This is a genomic window from Azospirillum sp. OGB3 (assembly GCF_014192915.1).
Taxonomy (GTDB): Bacteria; Pseudomonadota; Alphaproteobacteria; order Azospirillales; family Azospirillaceae; genus Azospirillum.
In genome coordinates, this window is sequence record NZ_JACHYN010000002.1 from 133,736 (window position 1) to 155,183 (window position 21,448).

Annotated in this window: 22 protein-coding genes and 1 tRNA gene; 6 read left to right on the forward strand and 17 right to left on the reverse strand. The window is 68.9% G+C overall.

The annotated features are described in order from the left end of the window. Window positions 1-13 precede the first annotated feature (13 nt). Entirely contained in the window at window positions 14-1,189 is a 1,176-nt protein-coding gene (locus FHW79_RS04510) for an MFS transporter (RefSeq protein WP_183177844.1), read from the forward strand. A 4-nt stretch (window positions 1,190-1,193) separates the two neighbouring features. Here the strand turns inward: FHW79_RS04510 and FHW79_RS04515 are convergent, their stop codons facing one another. The 5 genes from FHW79_RS04515 to FHW79_RS04535 all read right to left on the reverse strand — a co-directional run bounded on the left by FHW79_RS04515 (window position 1,194) and on the right by FHW79_RS04535 (window position 4,569). Then, the gene (locus FHW79_RS04515; RefSeq protein WP_183177845.1) at window positions 1,194-1,883 is read right to left on the reverse strand and encodes an MOSC domain-containing protein; all 690 of its coding nucleotides are present in this window, start codon (window positions 1,881-1,883) and stop codon (window positions 1,194-1,196) included. Next, complete coding sequence (locus tag FHW79_RS04520; protein WP_183177846.1) at window positions 1,880-2,533, reverse strand: DNA-3-methyladenine glycosylase; 654 nt, start codon at window positions 2,531-2,533, stop codon at window positions 1,880-1,882. Before FHW79_RS04520 ends, FHW79_RS04515 begins: the two co-directional genes overlap by 4 nt. A 92-nt stretch (window positions 2,534-2,625) precedes the next feature. Continuing rightward, window positions 2,626-2,868, reverse strand: coding sequence for a phosphoribosylformylglycinamidine synthase subunit PurS (purS, locus tag FHW79_RS04525; protein WP_014239518.1), 243 nt, complete (start codon window positions 2,866-2,868; stop codon window positions 2,626-2,628). A 47-nt stretch (window positions 2,869-2,915) separates the two neighbouring features. Continuing rightward, on the reverse strand, window positions 2,916-3,680 hold the full coding sequence (gene purC, locus FHW79_RS04530) for a phosphoribosylaminoimidazolesuccinocarboxamide synthase (RefSeq protein ID WP_014239519.1): 765 nt from the start codon (window positions 3,678-3,680) through the stop codon (window positions 2,916-2,918). A gap of 115 nt (window positions 3,681-3,795) precedes the next feature. Beyond that, window positions 3,796-4,569, reverse strand: a complete 774-nt coding sequence (locus FHW79_RS04535; protein WP_183177847.1) for an NRDE family protein — start codon at window positions 4,567-4,569, stop codon at window positions 3,796-3,798. Between the two features lie 152 nt (window positions 4,570-4,721). Between FHW79_RS04535 and FHW79_RS04540 the strand changes: the two genes are divergently transcribed. Then, window positions 4,722-5,042, forward strand: a complete 321-nt coding sequence (locus FHW79_RS04540; RefSeq protein WP_183177848.1) for a DUF1476 domain-containing protein — start codon at window positions 4,722-4,724, stop codon at window positions 5,040-5,042. Between the two features lie 162 nt (window positions 5,043-5,204). Here the strand turns inward: FHW79_RS04540 and purB are convergent, their stop codons facing one another. Next, a complete protein-coding gene (gene purB, locus FHW79_RS04545; RefSeq protein ID WP_035671612.1) occupies window positions 5,205-6,500 on the reverse strand; it encodes an adenylosuccinate lyase in 1,296 nt (431 codons plus the stop codon). A 336-nt stretch (window positions 6,501-6,836) separates the two neighbouring features. Between purB and FHW79_RS04550 the strand changes: the two genes are divergently transcribed. After that, window positions 6,837-10,091: an EAL domain-containing protein gene (locus tag FHW79_RS04550; RefSeq protein WP_183177849.1), complete on the forward strand. Its 3,255-nt coding sequence runs from the start codon at window positions 6,837-6,839 to the stop codon at window positions 10,089-10,091. 25 nt (window positions 10,092-10,116) lie between these two features. Here the strand turns inward: FHW79_RS04550 and FHW79_RS04555 are convergent, their stop codons facing one another. From FHW79_RS04555 to sfsA, 4 genes are all read right to left on the reverse strand, one after another. Further along, window positions 10,117-10,542 (reverse strand): TerB family tellurite resistance protein, encoded by a 426-nt coding sequence (locus tag FHW79_RS04555; protein ID WP_183177850.1) that lies wholly within the window; start codon window positions 10,540-10,542, stop codon window positions 10,117-10,119. Window positions 10,543-10,626: 84 nt separating this feature from the next. Further along, complete coding sequence (gene radC, locus FHW79_RS04560; RefSeq protein ID WP_183177851.1) at window positions 10,627-11,418, reverse strand: DNA repair protein RadC; 792 nt, start codon at window positions 11,416-11,418, stop codon at window positions 10,627-10,629. 72 nt (window positions 11,419-11,490) lie between these two features. Then, window positions 11,491-12,324, reverse strand: a complete 834-nt coding sequence (gene map / locus FHW79_RS04565; RefSeq protein WP_137140009.1) for a type I methionyl aminopeptidase — start codon at window positions 12,322-12,324, stop codon at window positions 11,491-11,493. 85 nt (window positions 12,325-12,409) lie between these two features. Then, on the reverse strand, window positions 12,410-13,138 hold the full coding sequence (gene sfsA, locus FHW79_RS04570) for a DNA/RNA nuclease SfsA (RefSeq protein WP_183177852.1): 729 nt from the start codon (window positions 13,136-13,138) through the stop codon (window positions 12,410-12,412). A gap of 90 nt (window positions 13,139-13,228) precedes the next feature. Here sfsA and FHW79_RS04575 point away from each other — a divergent pair, with 90 nt between their 5' ends. Both FHW79_RS04575 and FHW79_RS04580 read left to right on the forward strand, forming a co-directional pair. Then, the gene (locus FHW79_RS04575; RefSeq protein WP_183177853.1) at window positions 13,229-14,017 is read left to right on the forward strand and encodes a molybdopterin-binding protein; all 789 of its coding nucleotides are present in this window, start codon (window positions 13,229-13,231) and stop codon (window positions 14,015-14,017) included. A 100-nt stretch (window positions 14,018-14,117) separates the two neighbouring features. After that, complete coding sequence (locus FHW79_RS04580) at window positions 14,118-14,363, forward strand: hypothetical protein (protein ID WP_183177854.1); 246 nt, start codon at window positions 14,118-14,120, stop codon at window positions 14,361-14,363. A gap of 52 nt (window positions 14,364-14,415) precedes the next feature. Here FHW79_RS04580 and FHW79_RS04585 read toward each other — a convergent pair whose 3' ends face one another. Then, entirely contained in the window at window positions 14,416-14,583 is a 168-nt protein-coding gene (locus tag FHW79_RS04585) for a hypothetical protein (RefSeq protein WP_183177855.1), read from the reverse strand. Window positions 14,584-14,770: 187 nt separating this feature from the next. On the opposite strand from FHW79_RS04585, the gene FHW79_RS04590 reads away from it, so the two are divergent. Next, window positions 14,771-14,853, forward strand: a tRNA-Leu gene (locus tag FHW79_RS04590). A 138-nt stretch (window positions 14,854-14,991) separates the two neighbouring features. Here FHW79_RS04590 and FHW79_RS04595 read toward each other — a convergent pair. From FHW79_RS04595 to FHW79_RS04620, 6 genes are all read right to left on the reverse strand, one after another. Beyond that, window positions 14,992-15,849: an alpha/beta hydrolase gene (locus tag FHW79_RS04595; protein ID WP_183177856.1), complete on the reverse strand. Its 858-nt coding sequence runs from the start codon at window positions 15,847-15,849 to the stop codon at window positions 14,992-14,994. Next, window positions 15,839-16,540, reverse strand: a complete 702-nt coding sequence (locus FHW79_RS04600) for an ABC transporter ATP-binding protein (RefSeq protein WP_183177857.1) — start codon at window positions 16,538-16,540, stop codon at window positions 15,839-15,841. Before FHW79_RS04600 ends, FHW79_RS04595 begins: the two co-directional genes overlap by 11 nt. Further along, window positions 16,540-17,298 (reverse strand): ABC transporter ATP-binding protein, encoded by a 759-nt coding sequence (locus FHW79_RS04605; protein WP_348984042.1) that lies wholly within the window; start codon window positions 17,296-17,298, stop codon window positions 16,540-16,542. Before FHW79_RS04605 ends, FHW79_RS04600 begins: the two co-directional genes overlap by 1 nt. Continuing rightward, the gene (locus FHW79_RS04610; RefSeq protein ID WP_183177859.1) at window positions 17,295-18,314 is read right to left on the reverse strand and encodes a branched-chain amino acid ABC transporter permease; all 1,020 of its coding nucleotides are present in this window, start codon (window positions 18,312-18,314) and stop codon (window positions 17,295-17,297) included. The genes FHW79_RS04605 and FHW79_RS04610 overlap by 4 nt, the downstream gene beginning before the upstream one ends. Window positions 18,315-18,461: 147 nt before the next feature. After that, the gene (locus FHW79_RS04615; protein WP_183177860.1) at window positions 18,462-19,862 is read right to left on the reverse strand and encodes a hypothetical protein; all 1,401 of its coding nucleotides are present in this window, start codon (window positions 19,860-19,862) and stop codon (window positions 18,462-18,464) included. A 196-nt stretch (window positions 19,863-20,058) separates the two neighbouring features. After that, on the reverse strand, window positions 20,059-21,429 hold the full coding sequence (locus tag FHW79_RS04620; protein WP_183178297.1) for a hypothetical protein: 1,371 nt from the start codon (window positions 21,427-21,429) through the stop codon (window positions 20,059-20,061). Between the last annotated feature and the right edge of the window lie 19 nt (window positions 21,430-21,448).

A 21,448-nucleotide genomic window follows, 5' to 3' on the forward strand; every position in this document is an offset into this window, starting at 1 on the left:
CTCCTGGTCCGTCATGTCGCACATCACCCGCCGGCTGGTCTGGTTCCTCGGCGTCTCGCAGCTGCTGTGCTGGGGGATTTCCTATTACCTGATCGCCATCTTCGGGAACCCCATGGCCGCCGACCTGGGCCTGAGCCTGCCGGTGGCCTTCGGCGGCTTCACGGCGGCGCTGCTGGTCATGGGGGTGGTGTCGGGCAGCGTCGGGCGGGCCATCGACCGCTGGGGCGGGCGCCCGGTGATGGTCATCGGCTCGCTGCTGACGGCGGCGGGCTGCTTGGGGCTGGCCTCATCGACGGGGCTAGTGAGCTACTACGCCTCCTGGCTGGTGCTGGGTCTGGCGATGCGGACGAGCCTCTACGAGGCGGCCTTCGCCGCCCTGGCGCGGCTGGGCGGCCCGCTGGCGCGGGTGCCGATCTCGCAGATCACGCTGCTGGGCGGGCTGGCCTCGACGGTGCTGTGGCCGGTGGGGCAGGCGATGGCCGACGCCTGGGGCTGGCGCGGCGCCCTGGTCGCCTACGCCGTCATCGCGCTTCTGACGATCCCGCTGCACGCGGCCATCCCATCCGACCGCTATGTGCGCCCGCCGGTGCCCGCCGGGACGGAGCCCCCCGGACCCGCGGACCCGCGGCGGCGGGCCTGGGTGGCGCCCGTGTTCTACATGGTGATGACCACGGCGGTCGGCGTGCTGACCTCGGCGATGTCGGCGCACATGATCGGCATCCTGGTCGGGCTGGGGGCGGCGCCCGCGGCGGCGGTGTGGATTTCCACGGTGCGCGGCGTCGGCCAGTCCTCGGCCCGGCTGTGCGAGGTGCTGTCCGGTGGGCGCCTGCATCCCACCGTCCTGGCGCTGCTCGCCTGCGGCCTGCTGCTGCCCGGCTTCATCATCGGTTTGTGGAGCGGCGCGGTGCTGGCCGCCGGAGTCGCCTTCTCCCTGCTGTTCGGAGCGGGGGCCGGGCTGGCGACGATCGTGCGCGGCACGCTGCCGCTGGTGCTGTTCGATCCGCAGAGCTACGGGCGGACGGTCGGGCGGCTGCTGGTGCCGAGCTTCTACGCCGCCGCCCTGGCGCCGATGGGCTACGCGGTCATCATCGAGCGGGCCGGGGAGACGGCGGCGCTTCTGCTCTCCGCCGTCCTGGCGCTGGTGGCGGTGGGCGCGGCGGGGGTGCTGTGGGCGACCGCCCGCCGCTGAGGAATCAGTCGCCGCCGTTCAGGCGCTTGTTCCAGTCCTCGACGCCCTGGGTCAGCCGACGCTCGGCCAGCGTCCGCCACGTCTGGGCCAGCACCGGCAGCGAGGCCATCTCGGCCAGGGCGTCTTGGTTCTGCGTGTCCACATAGAGGACGTGCAGCAGCCGGGCGAGCGTCCATTGCGGGTAGGGGCGCTCGACCAGGGCCAGCCGGTCGCCGGGGCCGATCTGGCCGGGTTCCGGCACGCGATAGTACCAGCCGGTGCGCCCGGTGGTCTGGACGCGCTTGGCCATGTCGGGCACGGCGAAGCGGTGGTTCAGCTTCCAGCAGGGCTGGCGGGCCTGGGCGACTTCCAGCAGGGCGGTGCCGGCGCGGAAGCGGTCGCCGACGCAGACGTCGGCCTCGGTCAGGCCCAGCGTGGCGATGTTCTCGCCGAAGGCGCCGGGCTGGCCGAGCAGCGGCACGTCCCCGCCCAGCTCGTTCCGCCACGCCGGGTGGTGGTCCAGCGGGTAATGGTGGATGGCCTTGTCCGGCCCGCCATGGACGCGGCGGTCGGCTTGCTCGTCGTCGAGGAAACCTTCGGGGCCGACCGCGCGCGGGCCGTCCACCGGGAGCTTGGCGATGGCGCTGGTCCGCCCCGGCGGGCCGAAGGGGGCGGCCTTGCCGACGAGGACGGCGGTGATGGTGGTCTCGGTCACGGTGTCGTCTTTCCTTTGGGCGTCTTCTTGTTTTTGGCCGGTTTGAGGGCCCGGGCCTGTTCCTGCAGGGCCACGTAATGGTGCCAGACGAGCTGGGCGGCGAGGCTGCGGTGCGGGCGCCAGGGTTCGGCGACGGCGAGAAGCTGCGCCTGGGTCGGCTTCTCCGCCCAGCCCTTCAGCCGCTGCACGCCGAGCTGGATGGCGAGGTCGCCGACCGGCCAGATGTCCGGCCGGCCGAGCGCCATCATCAGGTAGATCTCGGCGGTCCACCGCCCGATGCCCTTCAGCGCGATCAGGGCGGCGATGGCCTCCTCGTCGTCCATTTTGTGAATGGCGTCGAAGTCCAGCCGGCCGTCCGCGACGGTCTGGGCCAGCCCGCGGGCGTAGCCGATCTTCTGGCGCGACAGGCCGCAGGCCCGCAGATCCTCGTCGGGCAGGGCCAGGATGGCGTCGGGCGTCACCGTCCCGACCATGGCCTGGAGCTTGGCCCACAGCGCCGCGGCGACCGTGGTGGACAGCTGCTGCTCGATGATCAGGCAGAGCAGGCCGGAGAAGCCGTCCGGGCGGCGGAAGTCGCGCACCGTCGGACCGCCGACGCGCAGGGACTCGGCGAAGATGGGATCGAGCGCGGAGAGATGGTCGATGGACATGGTCGAACGAAAATGGGGGATGCGCAGCGGTTGCGCATCCCCCATTTTCCGACAGGCAGGATTGAGCGCGGACGGCCTTGGGCCACCAGCTCTCAGGCCACCAGCTCGATCGCGTAATCTTCGATCACGGTGTTGGCCAGCAGCTTGCTGCACATGGCCTCGACCTCCTTGCGGGCGGCGGCCTCGTCGGTGCTCTTGAGCTGAAGCTCGATGACCTTGCCGGCGCGGACGTCCTCGACGCCGTCGAAGCCCAGCGTGTGCAGCGCGTGCGCGATGGCCTTGCCCTGGGGGTCGAGAACGCCGCGCTTGAGGGTGACGTGAACCTTCGCCTTCATCGGATGTCCGCTCGCTTGATGGTGCTGATGGGTTAGGGAAAAACTGATTACTGAACGGTCTTGGGGCCCTTGACGTCCACCGGGCCGCCTTCGGGCAGGATGCCGAGGCGCCGGGCGACCTCTTGGTAGGCCTCCTCGACCTGACCGAGATCCTGGCGGAAACGGTCCTTGTCCAGCTTCTCGTTGGTCTTGATGTCCCACAGGCGGCAGTTGTCGGGGCTGATCTCGTCGGCCAGGACGATGCGCATCTCCTCGTTCTCCCACAGCCGGCCGAACTCCAGCTTGAAGTCCACCAGCCGCAGGCCGATGCCGAGGAAGAGGCCCGACAGGTAGTCGTTCACGCGCAGCGACAGCGCCACCATGTCGTCGAGGTCCTGCGGAGCCGCCCAGCCGAAGGCCGTGATGTGCTCCTCGGTGACCATGGGATTGTTCAGCTCGTCGGACTTGTAATAATACTCGATGATCGAGCGCGGCAGCGGGGTCCCCTCGGGGATGCCGAAGCGCTTGGACAGCGAGCCGGCGGCGGTGTTGCGCACGACCAGTTCGATGGGGATGATCTCGACCTCGCGAACCAGCTGCTCGCGCATGTTCAGACGGCGCACGAAGTGCGTCGGCACGCCGATTTCCGACAAACGGCTCATCAGGTATTCGGAGATGCGGTTGTTCAGCACCCCCTTGCCGGTGATGATGCCCTTCTTCTGGTTGTTGAAGGCGGTCGCGTCGTCCTTGAAGTACTGCACCAGCGTGCCCGGCTCGGGACCTTCGAACAGGACCTTCGCCTTGCCTTCGTAGATGCGCCGACGTCGTGTCATGAGAGATCGTCCAAAAACGTGTAGCCTGGGCCGATGGGTGACCGGTCCAGGGGATATGCACGAGTGATATAGCAAGCTGGCCCAGGGAACACAATGCGCGGGGGCTGCTGCGGCCTCACCCCAGGGAGACGGGCTGCCACGGCGCCTCGTGGGGGCGGCCGGCGGCGAAGTGCCAAACCGGGTCGAGGTCCGGGCGCTCGACGGCGGGCAGGGCGATCAGCGCGCTCGACACCGTGCCGAAACCGGTGGGCAGCAGGAAGTTCATCGCCCCGCGCTCGCCCCGCTCGCCGTCGTCCCAGATGCGGCTCGCCAGCAGCTCCGGCCAGCCGCCCCAAAGGTCCCCGGCCCGCTCCGGGTCGGGCGGTGCGGCGTGCCGGAAGAGGGGCAGGTACTGGGCCTGCCGCGGGTCCTCCGTCACGTCGTCCAGATCGCTGGCGGTGACCATGTGCATGCCTGCAGGGATCTCGATCATCTCCGGGCGGTTGCGCGGGGAGGGGCCGCGGTGGACGAGCAGCCGGGCGTCGCGGTTGTCGGCGATCAGCAGGTTGAAGGGGCGGTAGGCCCGCGTGTCGAGCTGCGCCATGGCCAGCGCCGCCTCCGCCGCGTCGGCGAAATCCAGCGCGTCGAGCACCAGCTCCCCGCGCGAGCGCTTGCCGGCCTCCGGCCCCAGCGTGCCCATGCGGTTCAGCACGGCGGCCACGACGCCCTCGTCGTTCATGCCCAGCCAGGAGCCGCCGGCAAGCTCGTCCAGCCCGGCGACGACGTTGGGGCGGTCCGGCCAATGGCGCGCCGGCGCCTTCCAGGGCCGTCCGGCCATCTCGTCGCGGTTGGCGCCCAGGATCAGGGGCCACGTTGCGTCCGGTCGTCGCAGGAGGATCACGCTGCACATGGGGAATCTTGCCTTCCGCTTCCCTCTTGGGTATGTCGCCGCACGCCGGATTCGCCGATTGGCCGGTGGGTGGGGGCGATGACGACGCCCGTTCCACCGGCTATATAGTCTTGTATCTGGGAGCGCAAAACCAATCCAAGGAGCCGGGTCCCATGACGACCTTCGACGAGCGCGAGAGGGCCTTCGAGAACAAGTTCCAGCACGACCAGGACCTGCTCTTCAGGATTCGCGCGCGCCGCGACCGGCTGGCGGGACTCTGGGCCGCGGGCCTGCTGGGCCTGACGGGGGGCGAGGCCAACGCCTATGTCCGCCAGATCATCGACGCCGACATCGCGGCCACCGGTCCGCACGACGTCCGCGACCGTCTGGCCGCCGACCTGCACGCCAGGGGCGTCGACATTTCCGACCACCGCGTGGAGAAGGAACTGGCCCGTCTGCTGGACGTCGCCCGGCAGCAGGTGCACGCGGAGTAGAATTCTAGGGTGGGGGAGGTTATTGCCCCCTCCCTAGCCCTCCCCCGCTAGCGCAGGGGAGGGGATAAAAACTCCCTCTCCTGCGCTAGCGGGGGAGGGAAGGGGCCCGCGGCGAAGCCGTGGGAAGGGTGGGGGCACCGAAGACCGAAGCCCCCCAAACCCTCACTCCCCGAACACGCGCTTGAACACCATGTCGACGTTCTTCGTGTGGTAGGTCATGTCGAACATCGGGGCCAGCGTCTCGCGGGAGATGTGCTTCGCCACGTCGGCGTCCGACGACAGCAGGTCGAGGAAGTTGCCGCCCTTCTCCCACACCTGCATGGCGTTGCGCTGCACCGCCTTGTAGCTGTCCTCGCGGCTCATCCCGGCCTGGGTCAGGGCCAGCAGGACGCGCTGCGAGAAGACCAGGCCGCCCAGGTCGTCCAGGTTCTTCTGCATGCGCTCCGGATAGACCACCAGCTTGTCCATCATGCCGGTCAGGCGGGCCAGCGCGAAGTCCAGAGTCACCGTGGCGTCGGGGCCGAACATGCGCTCGACCGAGCTGTGGGAGATGTCGCGCTCGTGCCACAGGGCGACGTTCTCCAGCGCCGGGACGACGGCGGCGCGGACGATGCGCGCCAGACCGGTCAGGTTCTCCGACAGCACCGGGTTGCGCTTGTGCGGCATCGCCGAGGAGCCCTTCTGGCCCGGATGGAAATACTCCTCCGCCTCGCGCACCTCGGTGCGCTGCAGGTGGCGGATCTCCACGGCCAGATTCTCGATCGACGAGGCGATGACGCCCAGAACCGAGAAGTAGAAGGCGTGGCGGTCGCGCGGGATGACCTGGGTGGACACCGGTTCCGGCGTCAGCCCCATCTTGGCGGCGACGTGCTGCTCCACCCGCGGGTCGATGTTGGCGAAGGTGCCGACCGCGCCCGAGATGGCGCAGGTGGCGATGTCGGCGCGCGCCTGGACCAGACGCTCGCGCCCGCGGGCGAAGGCGGCGTAATGGCCGGCCAGCTTCAGGCCGAAGGTCGTCGGCTCGGCGTGGATGCCGTGGCTGCGCCCGATGGTGACGGTGTCCTTGTGCTCGTAGGCGCGGCGCTTCAGCACGGCCAGCAGCTTGTCCATGTCGTCGAGCAGCAGGTCGGCGGCCTGGGTCATCTGCACGGCGAGGCAGGTGTCCAGCACGTCCGACGAGGTCATGCCCTGGTGGACGAAACGCGCCTCCGGCCCGACATGCTCGGCAAGGTTGGTCAGGAAGGCGATGACGTCGTGGCGGGTCTCCCGCTCGATCTCGTCGATGCGGTCGATCTCCCACTTGCCGCGCTCCCACACGGCGGCGGCGGCCTCCTTCGGGATGACCCCCAGCTCCGCCTGCGCGTCGCAGGCGTGCGCCTCGATCTCGAACCAGATGCGGAACCGGTTCTCCGGCTCCCAGATGCGGGCCATTTCGGGGCGGGTGTAGCGGGGGATCATCGGACTCTCCGGGGGTGGCGGACCTGAACGCTTCGGCGGCGGGCGGGGGCGCATCGGGACTTTGCCGCGGCGGAAACGGCCCCCTGTTGCTCGCGCGCGGGACCATAACCGCGCCGGACGGCGCTGCAAAGCCCCTTCGCGGTCCCGCCGGGCGCGGGGTGTGCGTCACAAGGTTATCCAGGGCAGGCTGGTCTTCTCGGAAAAATCGCAAAGACTGGCAATTCGTCGCGCCGGCTTCTTCACCTTGATCTTGCCGAGTCCCTGTCACGCGCACTAATGATTTACACGGTGCGCCGCGGACGGGCTAAGCCGGGCGTGGTTCCAGGAGGGCTTTCCTTGTCCGATCCGATCGCCGAGTTGATGCGCGAGCCGTCCCGGACTTCGGACGAGAGGCAGCTTTACCGTCTCCAGTTCCTGGCCTCCCTGTTTCTGGTCGCCGCGGTGGTGGTGGGCCTCGGCGCCTATTTCATCTGGCAGCACCGGCTGGATTTCGAAGCCGACCTGAAGCAGACCGAATCCCGCTACCGCGAGGAGCAGCGGCGGACCCTGCAGGAGGAGCTGGAGAACGCGCGCTCCTATCTCGCCTACATGCGGTCGCGCACCGAGCCGCTGCTGCGCGCCGAACTCCGCGCCAAGGTGGACGAGGCCTACGGCATCGCCTGGACCATCTACGAGCGCGAGAAGGAGTATCTGCCGGAAGTCTCGATCCGGCAGTCGATCAAGGAAACCCTGCGGCCCCTGCGCTTCTTCGGCGGGCGCGGCTACTACTTCATCGACGACCTGCAGGGCACCTGCGTGCTGCTGCCCACCGACCCGCAGCGGGAGGGCAGCTCGCTGCTCGACAACCACGACGACCAGGGGCGCCCGATCATGCGCAACCTGATCCGCGCCGTGGACGATCCGGAAATGCAGGGCTTCACCCGCTACCGCTGGTACGCGCCCGGCAACCCGCACAGCATGTCCGACAAGTTCGCCTATGTCCGCCGCTTCGAACCGTTCAACTGGCTGATCGGCACCGGCGACTACGTCGCCGCCGTGGAGGAGAAGCTCCAGCACGAGACGCTGGAGCGGCTGCGCGCCCGGCGCTTCGGGGATTCGGGCTTCATCGCCGTCCTGCGGGAGGATGGCGAGGTGCTGCTCTCCCCGACCTCACCGGCGGCGGAGGGCAAGAACGCGCGCGACCTGCCCTGGGAGACCGAGCGGGACCTGGTCACCCGCCTGCTGGAGGCCGGGCTGTCGGGCGGCGGGGAATTGCGCTTCGATTGGGTGCATCCGGTGACCGGGCGCCCGGCGCCGAAACTGTCCTACGCCATGGCGCCGGACGTCTGGGGGTGGGTGCTGGTCGCCGGCTTCTACGCCGATGATCTCGACGCGGTGCTGGAGCAGCGGCAGGCGGAGATCGGTGCCGGCATGAAGAAGCGCATCCTGACCACGGTGGCGGTTCTGGCGCTGGCGCTGGGCGCTTCGGCCTGGGTGTCCTGGCTGGTCACCGGCTGGGTGCGCCGCATCGTTCGCGGCTACCAGTCCAACATGCGGGAGAGCGACAGCATGCTGCGCGAGCGGGCGCGGCAGCTCTACCTCGCCAACTTCTTCGTCGACCATGTGTCCGAGATCGTCGTGCTGGCGGATTCGGAGCTGCGCATCGCCTACGTCAACCCCTTCGGCTGTGCCGCGCTGGGCGCCCCGCTGGCCGGTCTGGCCGGCGGCCATGCCGACCTTCTGGAGCGCTTCCGCGACGCGGCGGCCGAGGCGTCGGCCCATTACGAGACGCTCTACCGCGCCCGTGACGGGCGGACGCTGGAACTGGAGGTGACGGCCAGCCGCGTCACCTACGAGGGCGACGCCTATTACTGCGCCATCGCCCGCGATATCTCCGAGCGCAAGCGCGCCGAGTGGGAGCTGCGGCTGTCCGCCAAGGTGTTCGACAACGCCGCCGAGGGCATGGTCGTCACCAATGAGAAGAACCGCATCGTCGCGGTCAACGACGCCTTCTGCCGCATCACCGGCTACAGCCGCGAGGAGGTGATCGGCGGCGATCCGGCCATGCTCGCTTCCGGCCGGCAGGACGGCGCCTTCTACGCCGAGATGTGGGTGAAGCTGAAGGAGGAGGGCCACTGGTCCGGCGAGATCTGGAACAAGCGCAAGTCCGGCGAGGTCTATCCGGAGTGGCTCAGCATCCAGATGGTGCGCAACGAGGCGGGGGAGGCCGTCAACTACATCGCCGCCTTCTCCGACATCACCGAGAAGCGCGCCCAGGAGGAGCGCATCCGGCATCTGGCGCAGTACGACTTCCTGACCGACCTGCCCAACCGCTTCCTGCTGCGCGACCGGCTGGAGCGTGCGATGCTCGCCGCCGACCGGCACGGCACCAAGGTGGGGCTGCTGTTCGTCGATCTGGACCGGTTCAAGACCATCAACGACAGCCTGGGGCACGGCGTCGGCGACCGGTTGCTGCGCGCGGTGGGGGCGCGGCTGCTGGAGACGGTGCGGGCCAGCGATACCGTCAGCCGCCAGGGCGGCGACGAGTTCGTCATCCTCGTTAACGACCTGGATGGTCCCGACGCGGCCTGCGCGGTGGCCCGCAAGGTGCTGCGCGCGATGACCGACTCCTTCCCGGTGGACGGGCACGAGCTGCAAATCTCCCCGTCCATCGGCATCGCGCTCTATCCCGACGACGCGACCACCATCGACGCGCTCCTGAAATGCGCGGACATGGCGATGTACGCCGCCAAGGAGGCGGGGCGCGCCAACCACCAGTTCTTCACGCCGGCGCTGAACAAGCGGGCGTCGGAGCGGATGTGGCTGGAGAGCAACCTGCGCCACGCCCTGGCCGACAACGAGCTGGAGCTGCATTTCCAACCGCAGTTCGCGGTGGACGGCCGCCGTCTGGTGGGGGCGGAGGGCCTGCTGCGCTGGCGCCGCCGCGACGGCACGATGATCCCGCCCGGCCAGTTCATCCCGGTGGCCGAGGACACCGGCCTGATCCAGCCGATCGGCGACTGGGTGCTGGGCGAGGCCTGCCGCCGCGCCGCCGACCTGCTCGCCCGCGGCCATCCGCTGCTGATCGCCATCAACCTGTCGGCGGTGCAGCTGCGCCGCCCCGGTCTGGCCGACCGCGTGGCCTTCTGGCTGGACGCCTACAAGGTGCCGGCCCGCTGCCTGGAGCTGGAGGTGACGGAAAGCGTCCTGATGGACGAGTCCGACATGGTGACCGGCACCTTCGCCCGGCTGCGCGAGATGGGGGTGGCGCTGGCCATCGACGATTTCGGCACCGGCTATTCCAGCCTCAGCTATCTGAAGCGCTTCCGCGTCGACAAGCTGAAGATCGACCGCTCCTTCGTCACCAGCCTGACCGACGGCTCCGACGGCGGGGCCATCGCCGAGGCGATCATCGGCATGGCGCGCTCGCTGCGCATGCAGACCCTGGCCGAGGGGGTGGAGACGGAGGAGCAGTTCGGCGGGCTGGCCCGGCTGGGCTGCGACCAGATCCAGGGCTATCTGCTGGGCCGCCCCATGCCCTACGACGATTTCGTGGCCTTCATCGCCCGCCATGCCGACTCCCCGGAGGTGGTCGGGGAGGCGGTCGGCTGACGGGCGATGCGCCGCGAGCGCGGTGTTACGCGCCCAGCACGCTGCGGTCGTTCTTAGCGACCAGCGCCTGGAAATAGGGGCCGAGCTTGGCGTCGTCGAGGCCGAAGGCCTGCTGGAAGCGCGCGATCAGGTCACGCTCGCCCTGTTCGGCCTGGCCGTCGGCCATGGCGCTGTCGAGCATGTTCAGCAGGATGCACAGCCGCTGCTGCTCGTTCAGGTTCGGCGTGGCGGCGGCCAGGAAGGCGTCGGGCGGGGTGCTGCGCGCGTATTTGAAGCAGCGGTCCAGCTCCTCCCGCGTGGCGCTGCGGCCCATCACCGACAGCAGGTGGCCGACCTCCTCCGGGTCCATCTCCCCGTCCGAGCCCATGCAATAGATCAGCGAGACGACCAGCGCCCGGCGGGGAGTGAGATCCAGCGGCGCCGATCCCTTGAACATGTCGAAAAGGCCCATGGTGTTACCTCTGTGGTCACGAACGCCGCACATATGGGGGCGCCGGTCCGGTCCACAAGATGGGACTGCAGGACAGGGTTGCGGCTACATCAACCCTTGGGCTTTGAAGCTGACATGCTTGCCCTTGCCGACGATGACGTGGTCGTGGACCGCGATGCCCAGGCTGTGGGCCGCGCGCAGGATCTCCTTGGTCATCTCCACGTCGGCGCGGCTGGGGGTGGGGTCGCCGGACGGGTGGTTGTGCACCAGGATGATGGCGCTGGCCGACAGCTCCAGCGCGCGCCGCACCACCTCGCGCGGGTAGACCGGGGTGTGGTCGACCGTGCCGGTCTGCTGCACCTCGTCGGCGATCAGCTTGTTCTTGCGGTCGAGGAAGAGCAGGCGGAACTGCTCCATCGGCTGGTGGGCCATGGCGGCGGTGCAGTAGTCCAGCAGCGACTGCCAGTTGGCCAGCACGGGCCGGTCCATCACCCGCTGCCGCATTCCGCGCAGCGCCGCCGCCCCGACCGCCCGCAGCGTCGCGACGGCCTTGTCGGAGGCCAGCGAGACCTCCCCGACGCAATAGCCGCGCAGGCGGGGCGGCGGGGCGTTGACGACGCTCCAGATGTCGCCGAAATCACGGATCAACGCCTTGGCCAGCGGCTTCACGTCGCGGCGCGGGTTCACCGCGAACAGGATCATCTCCAGCAGTTCGTAATCCTGCAGCGCGTCCGGCCCGCCATCGAGAAAGCGGCTGTAGAGGCGCTGGCGGTGGCCCTTGTGATGAGCCTCGCGATGGGCCTCTTCCACGGAGACGTCGGGGGGCGGCTCCAGCCCGGGAAGCCCCTTTGCCTCCTCTGCTTCCCCCGACCGCTTCGCGCTCTTCCGTCCCGCCATCCCGACGCCACCATACGAATGTGTGCGTCGGGACTATACCTCTTCCGCGCGAAAATCACAGCCGCAGGAAACTCACACGGCTGCGGTCGCCTCCTCGGCCGGGACGGCGTAGGGGGGCTTGTGGAAGCCGGCGGGGGACAGGGTGAAGATTTCGCAGCCGTCCTTGGTCACGCCGATCGAATGCTCGAACTGGGCGGACAGCGACTTGTCCTTGGTCACGGCGGTCCAGCCGTCGCCGAGGATCTTCACGTCGTAGCGGCCGGCGTTGATCATCGGCTCGATGGTGAAGATCATGCCCTCGCGCAGGACGGCGCCGGTGCCGGGGTTGCCGAAATGCAGGACCGACGGCGGCTCGTGGAAGACGCGGCCCAGCCCGTGGCCGCAGAAGTCGCGGACGACCGAGTAGCGGTGGCTTTCCGCGAAGGTCTGGATGGCGTGGCCGATGTCGCCCAGCGTGGCGCCCGGCTTCACCTGATTGATGCCGATCATCAGCGCGTCGTAGGTGACGTCCACCAGCTTCTTCGCCTTCACGCCGACGTCGCCGCACAGATACATGCGGCTGCTGTCGCCGTACCAGCCGTCCAGGATGGGGGTGACGTCGATGTTCAGGATGTCGCCGTTCTGCAGCCGCTTGTCGCCGGGGATGCCGTGGCAGACCACATGGTTGACGGAGATGCAGTTGGCCTTCGGGAAGCCGCGGTAGCCGAGCGGCGCCGGGACGCCGCCATGGTCGCGGATGTATTGTTCCAGCAGCCGGTCCAGCTCGCCGGTGGTGACGCCCGGCTGGACGTAGGGCGTGATGAAATCGAGCGTGGCCGCGGCCAGCCGTCCGGCCTTGCGCATGCCCTCGAAATCCTCCGGCCCATGAATCCGGATGCGATGGGAATCGAGGTCGTCGTGGTCCAAGAGAATCGTCCCCTACAGATCAGGTCCCAAAAAAACGCGCCGGCAGGCCCGGCGGTGAACAGAAAGCGCGGACAATCCGTGCGGATCAGCCCAGGCGGATTGGCAGCGGCCGTTCCAGTTCGATCGCCTGCGGGGTGATCCTACAGGACCAGCACACGGCTTCCACCCCCGATTCGAGCGCGAGGCGCAATCCGGCGGCGTAGGCGGGGTCGATGTCGGCGGCGACTCGGAAGTAGGCGCAGTCGGCGCGCTGCACAAGGTAGACCATGACCGCCCGCGCGCCCTGGCGGACCATCTCGGCCATCTCCACCAGATGCTTGGCGCCGCGGGCGGTCACGCAGTCCGGGAACTCCGCGGCTTGCCCGTCGCCCTGCGTAGGGCGGCGCAGGTGCACGTTCTTGACCTCGACATAGGCCGGCGGCCGGGCCTCGTCCTCCAGCAGGATGTCGATGCGGGAGTTGCGCCCGTACTTCACCTCGCGGCGCAGCCGGGCGTAGCCGGCCAGTTCCGGGATGGTGTCGGCGGCGATGGCGGCGGCGACCAGCCCGTTGGGATGCGACGTGTTGACGCCGACGAGGCAGGGGGCGTCCGGATCGTCCAGCGCCTCGACCAGCTCCAGCGTGTGGGCGAGCTTGCGCTTGGGATTGTCCGACCGCGACAGCCAGACGGCGGAGCCGGGGGCGTCCACCCCGATCATGCTGCCCGAATTCGGCACATGGGCGGTGACCAGGGCGCCGTCGAGGTCCACGTCGGCGAGGAACCGCTTGTAGCGGCGGACGAGGCGGCCTTGCAGGAGGGGGGTGGGGAAGCGCATCTTGGGCCCTAGGTTAAAGCGCGCCCCCGCCGCCCGGCAAGCCCGCCGGTCCCGCCATCCCCCCTCGACCGAGAACGGAGCCGACTCCGCATGTCCACGCCTGCCGCTGCACCCGCCGCCACGCCCAACCCGACCGCCGCCGTCCTTGTCATCGGCAACGAGATCCTGTCGGGCCGCACCAAGGACGCCAACCTGCCGCACATCGCGGAGAAGCTGGCCGGCATCGGCGTCCGCCTGCGCGAGGCGCGCGTCGTCCCGGACGTCGAGGAGGAGATCATCGCGGCGCTGGACGCCCTGCGCGGCCGCTACGGCTACGTCTTCACCACGGGCGGCATCGGGCCGACCCACGACGACATCACGTCAGCCTGCGTCGCCAAGGCCTTCGGCGTGCCGCTGGAGCGCAACGCCGAGGCGGTGGCCCGGCTGGAGCGCCATTACGGCGACCCGTCGAAGCTGAACGAGGCGCGGCTGCGCATGGCCAACATCCCGGCCGGCGCCTCGCTGATCGACAACCCGATCAGTGCCGCGCCGGGCTTCCGCATCGGCAACGTCTTCGTCATGGCCGGCGTGCCCAACATCATGCAGGCGATGCTCGACGGCGTGCTGCCGCAGCTGGAGGGCGGGCCGGACCTGCACGCCCGCACGGTGGCCTGCGAGCTGGCCGAGGGGCAGATCGCCGCCGATCTCGGCGCTCTTCAGGACCGTTACGCCGACCTGGAGATCGGCAGCTATCCCTATTTCCGCAACGGCTTCTTCGGCGTCAGCCTCGTGCTGCGCGGCACCGACGAGGGCCGCGTGGCGGCGGCGACGGAGGAACTGGCGGGCATCGTCCTGCGCTTGGGCGGTACGCCGAACGTCACGGTGGGGACCAAAGGCTAGAGAGGTCCCTACGACACCAAGCCATCCTTGGTCATATTGTCGCCGCTCTGGGTAATTCTATGTTGAGGACTGTGAAGTGACGCTCATGAAAAGTCGTGCCATGAAACCCTTCGAAAAAGCGGCGATCCTGTTCTTGCTGAAACATCTGGCATCCGGCGTGGCCGGGGCTGTTGTTCTGGCGACGGGGCTGTTGGTTCTTGACGTCGCCAATCTGGCGACGCTGATGGGAAACAGCGATCACGGCATCGTCGCTGGGATCATGCTGTATGCCAGCCTCATCCTCACCTTCGGCAGCGTGGCGATGGGCATCGGCATCATGACCCTGAACGAGGATACGCGGCCCTGACCGGCGCCGGGCGGACACTCGCCCCGACGACACCCATGCAGGCCGGGGCCACTCAGAACGGCCCGAAGCTGTCATACGCCCAGACCAGCGCCACGATGGCGGCGATCCAGACCGCCGCGTAAGGCAGCCAGGTGTTGCGGTTGCGCCGCAAGGCGGCCGGGACGACCAGAACCGCGACCATCAGCACGCTCACCACACCCAGCCAGTTGATCGATTCCAAACTCACCTCCCTTGAACGTCAAGGTTGCGGGGATTTTTGCGTCTCCGACGCCCGAAGCGCGCTCAATCCTTGACCAAACGCCCGCTGATTGTCTAAGTCAATCCAGCGGAACGGTGGGCTGCATACAATGATATGCAACTCCGGCGGGCGGGGGCAACCCGCTCTCCAGGCCGATCCGCGACGGTGCGCGGGCGTGGCGGAATCGGTAGACGCAAGGGACTTAAAATCCCTCGCTTAGGCATGCGGGTTCGAGTCCCGCCGCCCGCACCACAAATCCAGCAATGGCCACAAGTTCAACACTGATGATGCCGGGCATTTCACGCCATGACGCGTGAGGCGAACCGGTCGTCAGGCGGCGGTCGACCGAAGTCGGCGTCCGGAGGCGGCATCCCGCGTCGGCGTCTTGGGTCATCGCCCTCGGATCATGCCCAGCGCCGCCTCGAACAACGCGCTGCCCGGTTCGGCGAAGCGGTCCACCACGCTGAAATGGTCGGCGCCCGGCTCCACGATCTCCCGCACCGCGTTGCCCTGAGCGGCCCAGGCCAGGGCGTAGTCGGCCTGCTGGCGGTGCATCGCGTCGGTCTCGTCGCCGCCCAACGCGGGCATCATCAGCGGGGCGGGGGCGGGAACGGCGTGGATCGGGCTCAGCCGCCGCGCCGAGTCGGGATCAAGCCGCAACTGCTCGTTCACCTCGAAGCCGAGCATCGGTTCCAGGTCGTAGATGCCGCTGATCGGGATGCCGCCGGCGACGCGGTCCCGATTCTCCGAAACCAGCTTGGCCGTCAGGTGGCCGCCCGCCGAATGGCCCGACACCACCACCCGCCGCGGATCACCGCCGAAATCCGCCACGTTGGCGAAGACCCAGTCCAGCCCGGCCTGGGCGTGGCCGCACAACTCGTCCATCGTCACGTCCGGGCACAGGCCGTAGCCGAGCAGGACCACCGCCACCCCGCGCTCCACATAGGGCGCGGCGATGAAGGAGTGCAGGTCCTTCGACAGCGCCCGCCAGTAGCCGCCGTGGATGAAGACCAGCACCGGCGCGCCCTCCCCGGCGGGGAAGACGTCGGCGCGCTGGCGCGGGTGCGGGCCGGTGGGGATGTCGCAGCGGCCGCCGAGCCGGGCGCGCACCGCCTCGCTCTCCGCCTGCCAGCGGGCGAAATAGGCCGGGTGCCCCGGCACCAGCTTGCGGAAATTGTATTGGCGGTCGATCTCGGCGGCGGTCAACTTTTGTGATTGGGGGCCGCCAAACAGGGCTTCAGACGCCAAGATAACGCTCCTTCAACGTGGGATCGGCCAGCAGGGCGGCGGAACCGCCGGACCACACCAGCCGCCCCTTCTCGATGACGTGATGGCGGTCGGCCAGGGCGGCGAGGGCGTGCACGTTCTTGTCCACCACCAGGATCGCCTGCCCCTCGGCCTTCAGGCGGGCAAGGCAATCCCAGATCTCCTGGCGGACCAGCGGGGCCAGCCCCTCTGTCGCCTCGTCGAGGATCAGCAGCTTGGGGTTGGTCATCAGGGCGCGCCCGACGGCGAGCATCTGCTGCTCCCCGCCCGACAGGTTGCGGGCAAGGTTGCCGGCGCGTTCGGCCAGCCGGGGGAACAGGGTGTGCACCCGCTCCACCGTCCAGGGATCGCGCCGCGCGAAGCGGTTGGCGGCGGTGGCGATCAGGTTCTCGCGCACGGTCAAGGTGGGGAAGACCTGCCGCCCCTCCGGCACCAGGGCGATGCCGGCCCGCGCGATGCGGTGCGGCGGGCGCCCGGCGATCTCCTCCCCCTCGAACGTGATCGAGCCGCCGGTCGGCGCCACGAGGCCCATGATGGCCTTGATGGTCGTGGTCTTGCCCATGCCGTTGCGGCCCATCAGGGTCACCGCCTCGCCGGCGTCGACGGACAGCTTCATGCCGAACAGCGCCTGGCTGGAGCCGTAGGCGGCGGTCAGGTTGGCGACGCGCAGCATCAGGCGACCTCCAGCTCGTCGCCCAGATAGGCCTCGCGCACCGCCGGGTCGTTGCGGATCTCGGCCGGGGTGCCGCTGGCGAGGTCCTTGCCGCGCACCAGCACGGTGATGCGGTCGGCCAGCGCGAAGACGGCGTCCATGTCGTGCTCGACCAGCAGGATCGTCACGCCGCCCTTCAGCTCTTGCAGAAGCTCGACCATGCGGGCGGAGTCCTCCGGCCCCATGCCGGCCATCGGCTCGTCGAGCAGCAGCAGCCGCGGCCCGGTGGCCAGGGCCATCGCCAGTTCGAGCTGCCGCTTCTCGCCATGGGCCAGCGCGTCGGCGCGGGTGTCGGCCCGCGCGCCCAGCCCCACCCGTTCCAGCACCGCGCGGGCGGGATCGGCCAGCCGCCGGTCGCGCGCGGCGTCGCGCCAGAAGCGGAAGCTGTGCCCGGCGTGGGCCTGCACCGCCAGCGCCACGTTGTCGAGCGCGGTAAAGCTGGGGAAGATCGAGGTGATCTGGAAGCTGCGCGCCAGCCCGCGCTGCGCCCGCTTGTGCACGGGCAGGCTGGTCACGTCGCGCCCGTCGAACAGGATGGTCCCGGAATCGGGGCTCAGCTCGCCCGACAACTGGCCGATCAGGGTGGTCTTGCCCGCTCCGTTCGGGCCGATCAGGGCGTGCAGCTCCCCCTCCGCGACGGACAGCGAGAGGCCGTCGGTGGCGGCCAGACCGCCGAAGCGCTTGACCAGTCCGTCTGTGCATAGAAGTGGCCGGTTCACGGGCGCTTCCCCGCGACGACGCCCCACAGGCCCTTGCGGGCGTAAAGCACCAGAAGGATCAGCACCGGCCCCAGCACGATCTTCCAATGCTCGCCCAGCCCGGCGTGGGCGAGGTCCATCAGCTCCGGCACGAACTCCTCCAGCAGCAGAAGGGCGGCGGCGCCCAGCACCGGGCCGATCAGCGTGCCGATGCCCCCCAGCACGACCATCACGATCAGGTCGCCCGACCGGCTCCAATGCAGGTACTGCGGCCCGACGAACATGGTGGCGTTGGCGAGCAGCGCGCCGGCCAGCCCGGCCAGCGCACCGGCGATGACGAAGGCGGCGAGCTTGTAGCGGGTGACCGGGTAGCCGAGCGCGGCCATCCGCCGCTCGTTGTCCTTGGCGCCGCGGATCACCCGCCCGAAGCGGGAATTGACCAGCCGCCAGCCCAGGACCAGCGCCGCCACCAGAAGACCGAGCACCACGTAGTAGAAGGTGGTGTGGTCGGCGATGTTGAACGGGGCGGGCAGGGTGGAACGGCTCCACAGCGCGATGCCGTCGTCCCCGCCATAGGCTTTCAGCCCGGTCATCAGGTAGAAGAGCATCTGGGCGAAGGCCAGCGTGATCATGATGAAGGGCACGCCGGTGGTGCGCAGCGAGATCGCCCCCACCGGCAGCGCCGCCAGCGCCCCGGCCAGCATGGCCAACGGCCAGACGATCAGCCCGTTCACCGTGCCGGGAAGGCCGAACAGCGTCGATCCGTCCGACTGGTGGGCGAACAGGATGCCGACGGCATAGCCGCCGATTCCGACAAAGGCCGCGTGGCCGAAGCTGACCATCCCCCCGAAGCCGAGGATCAGGTCGAGGCTGACCGCCGCCAGCGCGAAGACCAGGATGCGCGTCGCCAGCCGCACGTAGAAGGGTTCCCCCATCCAGTCGGCGACGGTGGGAAGCGCCAGTGCGACGGCCAGCAGGACCAGCAGGGCGATGCGGGGGCGGGTGAGCAGGGCGGTTCGGGGCGCGGTCGGGGGCATGGAGGGCCGGAACAGAGGGGCGGTCAACCAATCGGTGGGCCAATCGGTAGGCCCGTCTTTTCGCACAGTTGGGCGGGCTTGAACACAAAAGGTCGCGTCGGCGGCGTGTGTCGGCCCGCTCATGTCACCCGGCTCACCTCCGCCCCTTCAATCCCAGGGCATGTCGTGGCGCCGCCGCCGCGACCGCTGGAGGAGCTGGCGTTCGGTGCAGCGCTTCATGTGCTCCGGCACCTCCGAGTCCTCGCCGATGATGGGGCCGCTCAGGTAGGCGGCGCCCGCGGCCTCCGCCGCCTCCAACTCCACCGGATTGCGCACGCCGTCCACGTAGGCGAACATGCCGAATTTGCGCGGTCCGGGGCAGAAGGTCTGGAGCCGCTCCAGGATGTGCGGCTCGTCCTCCCGCCCGTCCAGCCGCAGCCCGACCCCCTTGACGCCGGCGGTGGCGTAGACCGACAGGTCGCCGGCGTCGTCGTGCAGGATGACCATGGCGGCGCGGGCGAAGGGGCGCAGCATCGCCACGATCTCCGCCAGCCGGCCATAGGGTACGCTGGCCGGCAGCCCGTCCAGCTCGAAGGCCAGGAACGGCATCAGCACGCGCGGGATCATCCGGCAGGCCTGGATGTATTCCCGCCGCCGCCGGCTGGAGGCGAGCGTGCCGAAATGGACGGGGATGGTCTGGGCGTAGCGGAATTTGTTGGCGTACAGCTCGTTGTAGGTGCTGACCGCGAGGCTCAGCGTCTCCCTGTCGAGGTCGAAGACGGCCTCCTCGCGCTCCGGATCGAAGGCGTCCATCAGGTTCAGATAGCGGGTGGTGTCGACGTCGGTGCGGCAGCAGTAGGTCGACACCACCTTGTGCTTCACGTCGAAGACCGGACGGAACAGAACCTTGGGCCGAAGCTGCAGGGTGACGGTGTCCGTCGGCATCTCGGGCCAGTGCGGGCGTCGCGCCTCCGCCGTCGGAACGGCGCCATAGGCTGGCAGGGGGGCGGCCGGCAGGGGGACAGCCGGCAGGGGGGCGGCCGGTGCGGCGCCCTCCGGCTTGTGGGCGGCGTCCTTGAGCAGATCGGCCAGCCGCGCGGTGTCCAGGGCGACCCCGCCGCCGACATCGACCACCGCGGTCTTGACGGTGATGCGCCGTGTGTCGGCGTGGCCCAGCAGGGCCTGATGCAGGCTTTCCATCACCTTGCTGCAGGTCAGCTGCGCCGACTTCCGGTCGGCCTGGGCGAAGACGATGATGTAGTGGTTCTCGCCATAGCGGAACCAGACGTCGCGCGGCGACAGCACCTTCTTGAGCATGCGCTCGGTGTAGACGTGCACCCGTTCGTTCACGCTTCCCCAGCGGTCGCCCAGCTCATTCCGGATCTCGTCGAGGCCGATCAGGTGGACGGACCCCGCGGTGACCGTTTGGCCGTGCGCCAGGATCTGCCGGGCGCGTTCCTTGAAGGACTCGTCGATCGATTGGCCGGGGGTGGGGGGCGAGGACGGTGTGGCGCCGTCGTCCTGTTCCGGAATGGCGCCGTCCGGACCGGAGGATTGATGCATGAGCATGGCCGAGCTTCCCTTTCCGGTTGTGGGGGAGCGCGAACCCAACGGCAGGACAGCCGCCTTGACTGGGTACGGACATCACTGGATCGACGTTGAGTTTAGAATGGTCCTTTCGCACTTGCTAATGCGTTAACAAAGCTGCCCGGTTGGCGCTTCCTGATGTCCTATGCGCAAAGGGGCGTGTCTTCGCCGGACTTGTCTATGCCGATTCGCGCCGTGCCTTTACTCTGGCCCTCATGAGCATCTGCCGCTCGGTGCAGCGCCGCATGTGTTTGGGGAGGTCGGAGTCCTCGCCGACCACAGCCCCGCCGACATAGGCCGCCCCGGCCTCGATCGCGGCCTGGAACTGCTCGACGTTCCGGATGCCGTCCAGATAGGCGAACAGGCCGTGTCTGCGCGGGACGGGGCAAAAGGCGTTGATCTTGTCGATGCAGTGTTGATCACCGTCCCGAAAGTCCATGGACAGCCCGACACCCTTGACGCCGGCTCTGGCGTAGGTGCCGATGTCGCTGTTCTCCTCCCGCAGGATGACGATGGTGGCGCGCCCGAAGGGGCGCAGCAGGGTGACCAGTTCGGCCAGCCGGCCGCTGGGAACACCCTGCGGCAACCCTTCCAGCTCGAAGGCCAGGAAGGGGATCAGGCAGGCCGGAATCATCCGGCAGGACTGGAGATACTCCCGCCGCCGCCGCGCCGAGGCGAGGGTCTCGAAATGCACGGGGATGGTCTGGGCGTAGCGGAAATTGTTCTTGTACAGTTCGTTGTAGGTGCAGACCGCATGGCACAAGGCTTCCATGTCGTAATCGAAGATGGCCTCCTCCTGCATGAATTCGGCCATGATGATCTGGTTGATGTGCCGGCAGGTCACGAGGTCCGGGCGGCAGGTGTAGGTGGAGATCACCTTGTTGCGCACGTCGTAGACCGGGCGGAAGAGCACCTTGGGACGCGGCGGCGGCTCGCCGTTGCCGAGCGCGAAGGCCGACAGCGAGGGGCGTCGGCGCTCCTCGGTCTGCGGCTGGCCGGCCGGTCCCTTCGACTGGCCGGCGGCGTCGAGCAACGCGTCCAGCCGCGCGCTGCCGACCGCGATGCTGCCGTCGATCTCCACCAGCGCGGTCTTGACGACGATCTGGCTGGTGTCGCTGTGCCCCAGCAAGGACTGGTGCAGGGACTCGACGATTTTCCCGCAGATGAGCTGCGCCGCCTGGATGTCCATGTGGGCGAACACGATGATGAACTGGGAATCGCCGTGCCGGAACCACACGTCGTGGGAGGACAGCATCTTTTCGAGCAGGCGGTCCGTGTAGACGTGGACCCGCTCCCTCACCCGCTCCCAGCGGTCGCCGAGTTCCTCCCGAATGTCTTCCAGACCGATCAGATGCACCGCCCCGGCGGTGATCACCCGGCCGCTGAAGAGGATTTCCTTGGCCCGCTCCCGGAACGACGCGTCCTTCAGGTGGCAGGAGGATTGGCAATCCGCCGCCTTGGCGGCACCGTCGCAGTGACAGGGGGGCTCTGTGCCGGTCCGGTCCGCGTGGTCGTCCTGGGCGCTGGGCGGCGATTGGACTGCGTTCACGGCCATGTCTCCCTCGCAA

Excerpts from the sequence above, each read along its gene's own strand:
- FHW79_RS04535 (WP_183177847.1), bottom strand. The coding sequence starts at position 4,569 with ATGTGCAGCGTGATCCTCCTGCGACGACCGGACGCAACGTGGCCCCTG.
- FHW79_RS04555 (WP_183177850.1), bottom strand. The coding sequence starts at position 10,542 with ATGGGCCTTTTCGACATGTTCAAGGGATCGGCGCCGCTGGATCTCACT.
- radC (WP_183177851.1), bottom strand. The coding sequence starts at position 11,418 with ATGGCGGGACGGAAGAGCGCGAAGCGGTCGGGGGAAGCAGAGGAGGCA.
- FHW79_RS04610 (WP_183177859.1), bottom strand. The coding sequence starts at position 18,314 with ATGCCCCCGACCGCGCCCCGAACCGCCCTGCTCACCCGCCCCCGCATC.
- FHW79_RS04615 (WP_183177860.1), bottom strand. The coding sequence starts at position 19,862 with ATGCTCATGCATCAATCCTCCGGTCCGGACGGCGCCATTCCGGAACAG.
- purC (WP_014239519.1), bottom strand. The coding sequence starts at position 3,680 with ATGACACGACGTCGGCGCATCTACGAAGGCAAGGCGAAGGTCCTGTTC.
- FHW79_RS04520 (WP_183177846.1), bottom strand. The coding sequence starts at position 2,533 with ATGTCCATCGACCATCTCTCCGCGCTCGATCCCATCTTCGCCGAGTCC.
- purS (WP_014239518.1), bottom strand. The coding sequence starts at position 2,868 with ATGAAGGCGAAGGTTCACGTCACCCTCAAGCGCGGCGTTCTCGACCCC.
- FHW79_RS04510 (WP_183177844.1), top strand. The coding sequence starts at position 14 with ATGTCGCACATCACCCGCCGGCTGGTCTGGTTCCTCGGCGTCTCGCAG.
- FHW79_RS04540 (WP_183177848.1), top strand. The coding sequence starts at position 4,722 with ATGACGACCTTCGACGAGCGCGAGAGGGCCTTCGAGAACAAGTTCCAG.
- sfsA (WP_183177852.1), bottom strand. The coding sequence starts at position 13,138 with ATGCGCTTCCCCACCCCCCTCCTGCAAGGCCGCCTCGTCCGCCGCTAC.
- FHW79_RS04575 (WP_183177853.1), top strand. The coding sequence starts at position 13,229 with ATGTCCACGCCTGCCGCTGCACCCGCCGCCACGCCCAACCCGACCGCC.
- FHW79_RS04600 (WP_183177857.1), bottom strand. The coding sequence starts at position 16,540 with ATGCTGCGCGTCGCCAACCTGACCGCCGCCTACGGCTCCAGCCAGGCG.
- purB (WP_035671612.1), bottom strand. The coding sequence starts at position 6,500 with ATGATCCCCCGCTACACCCGCCCCGAAATGGCCCGCATCTGGGAGCCG.
- FHW79_RS04580 (WP_183177854.1), top strand. The coding sequence starts at position 14,118 with ATGAAACCCTTCGAAAAAGCGGCGATCCTGTTCTTGCTGAAACATCTG.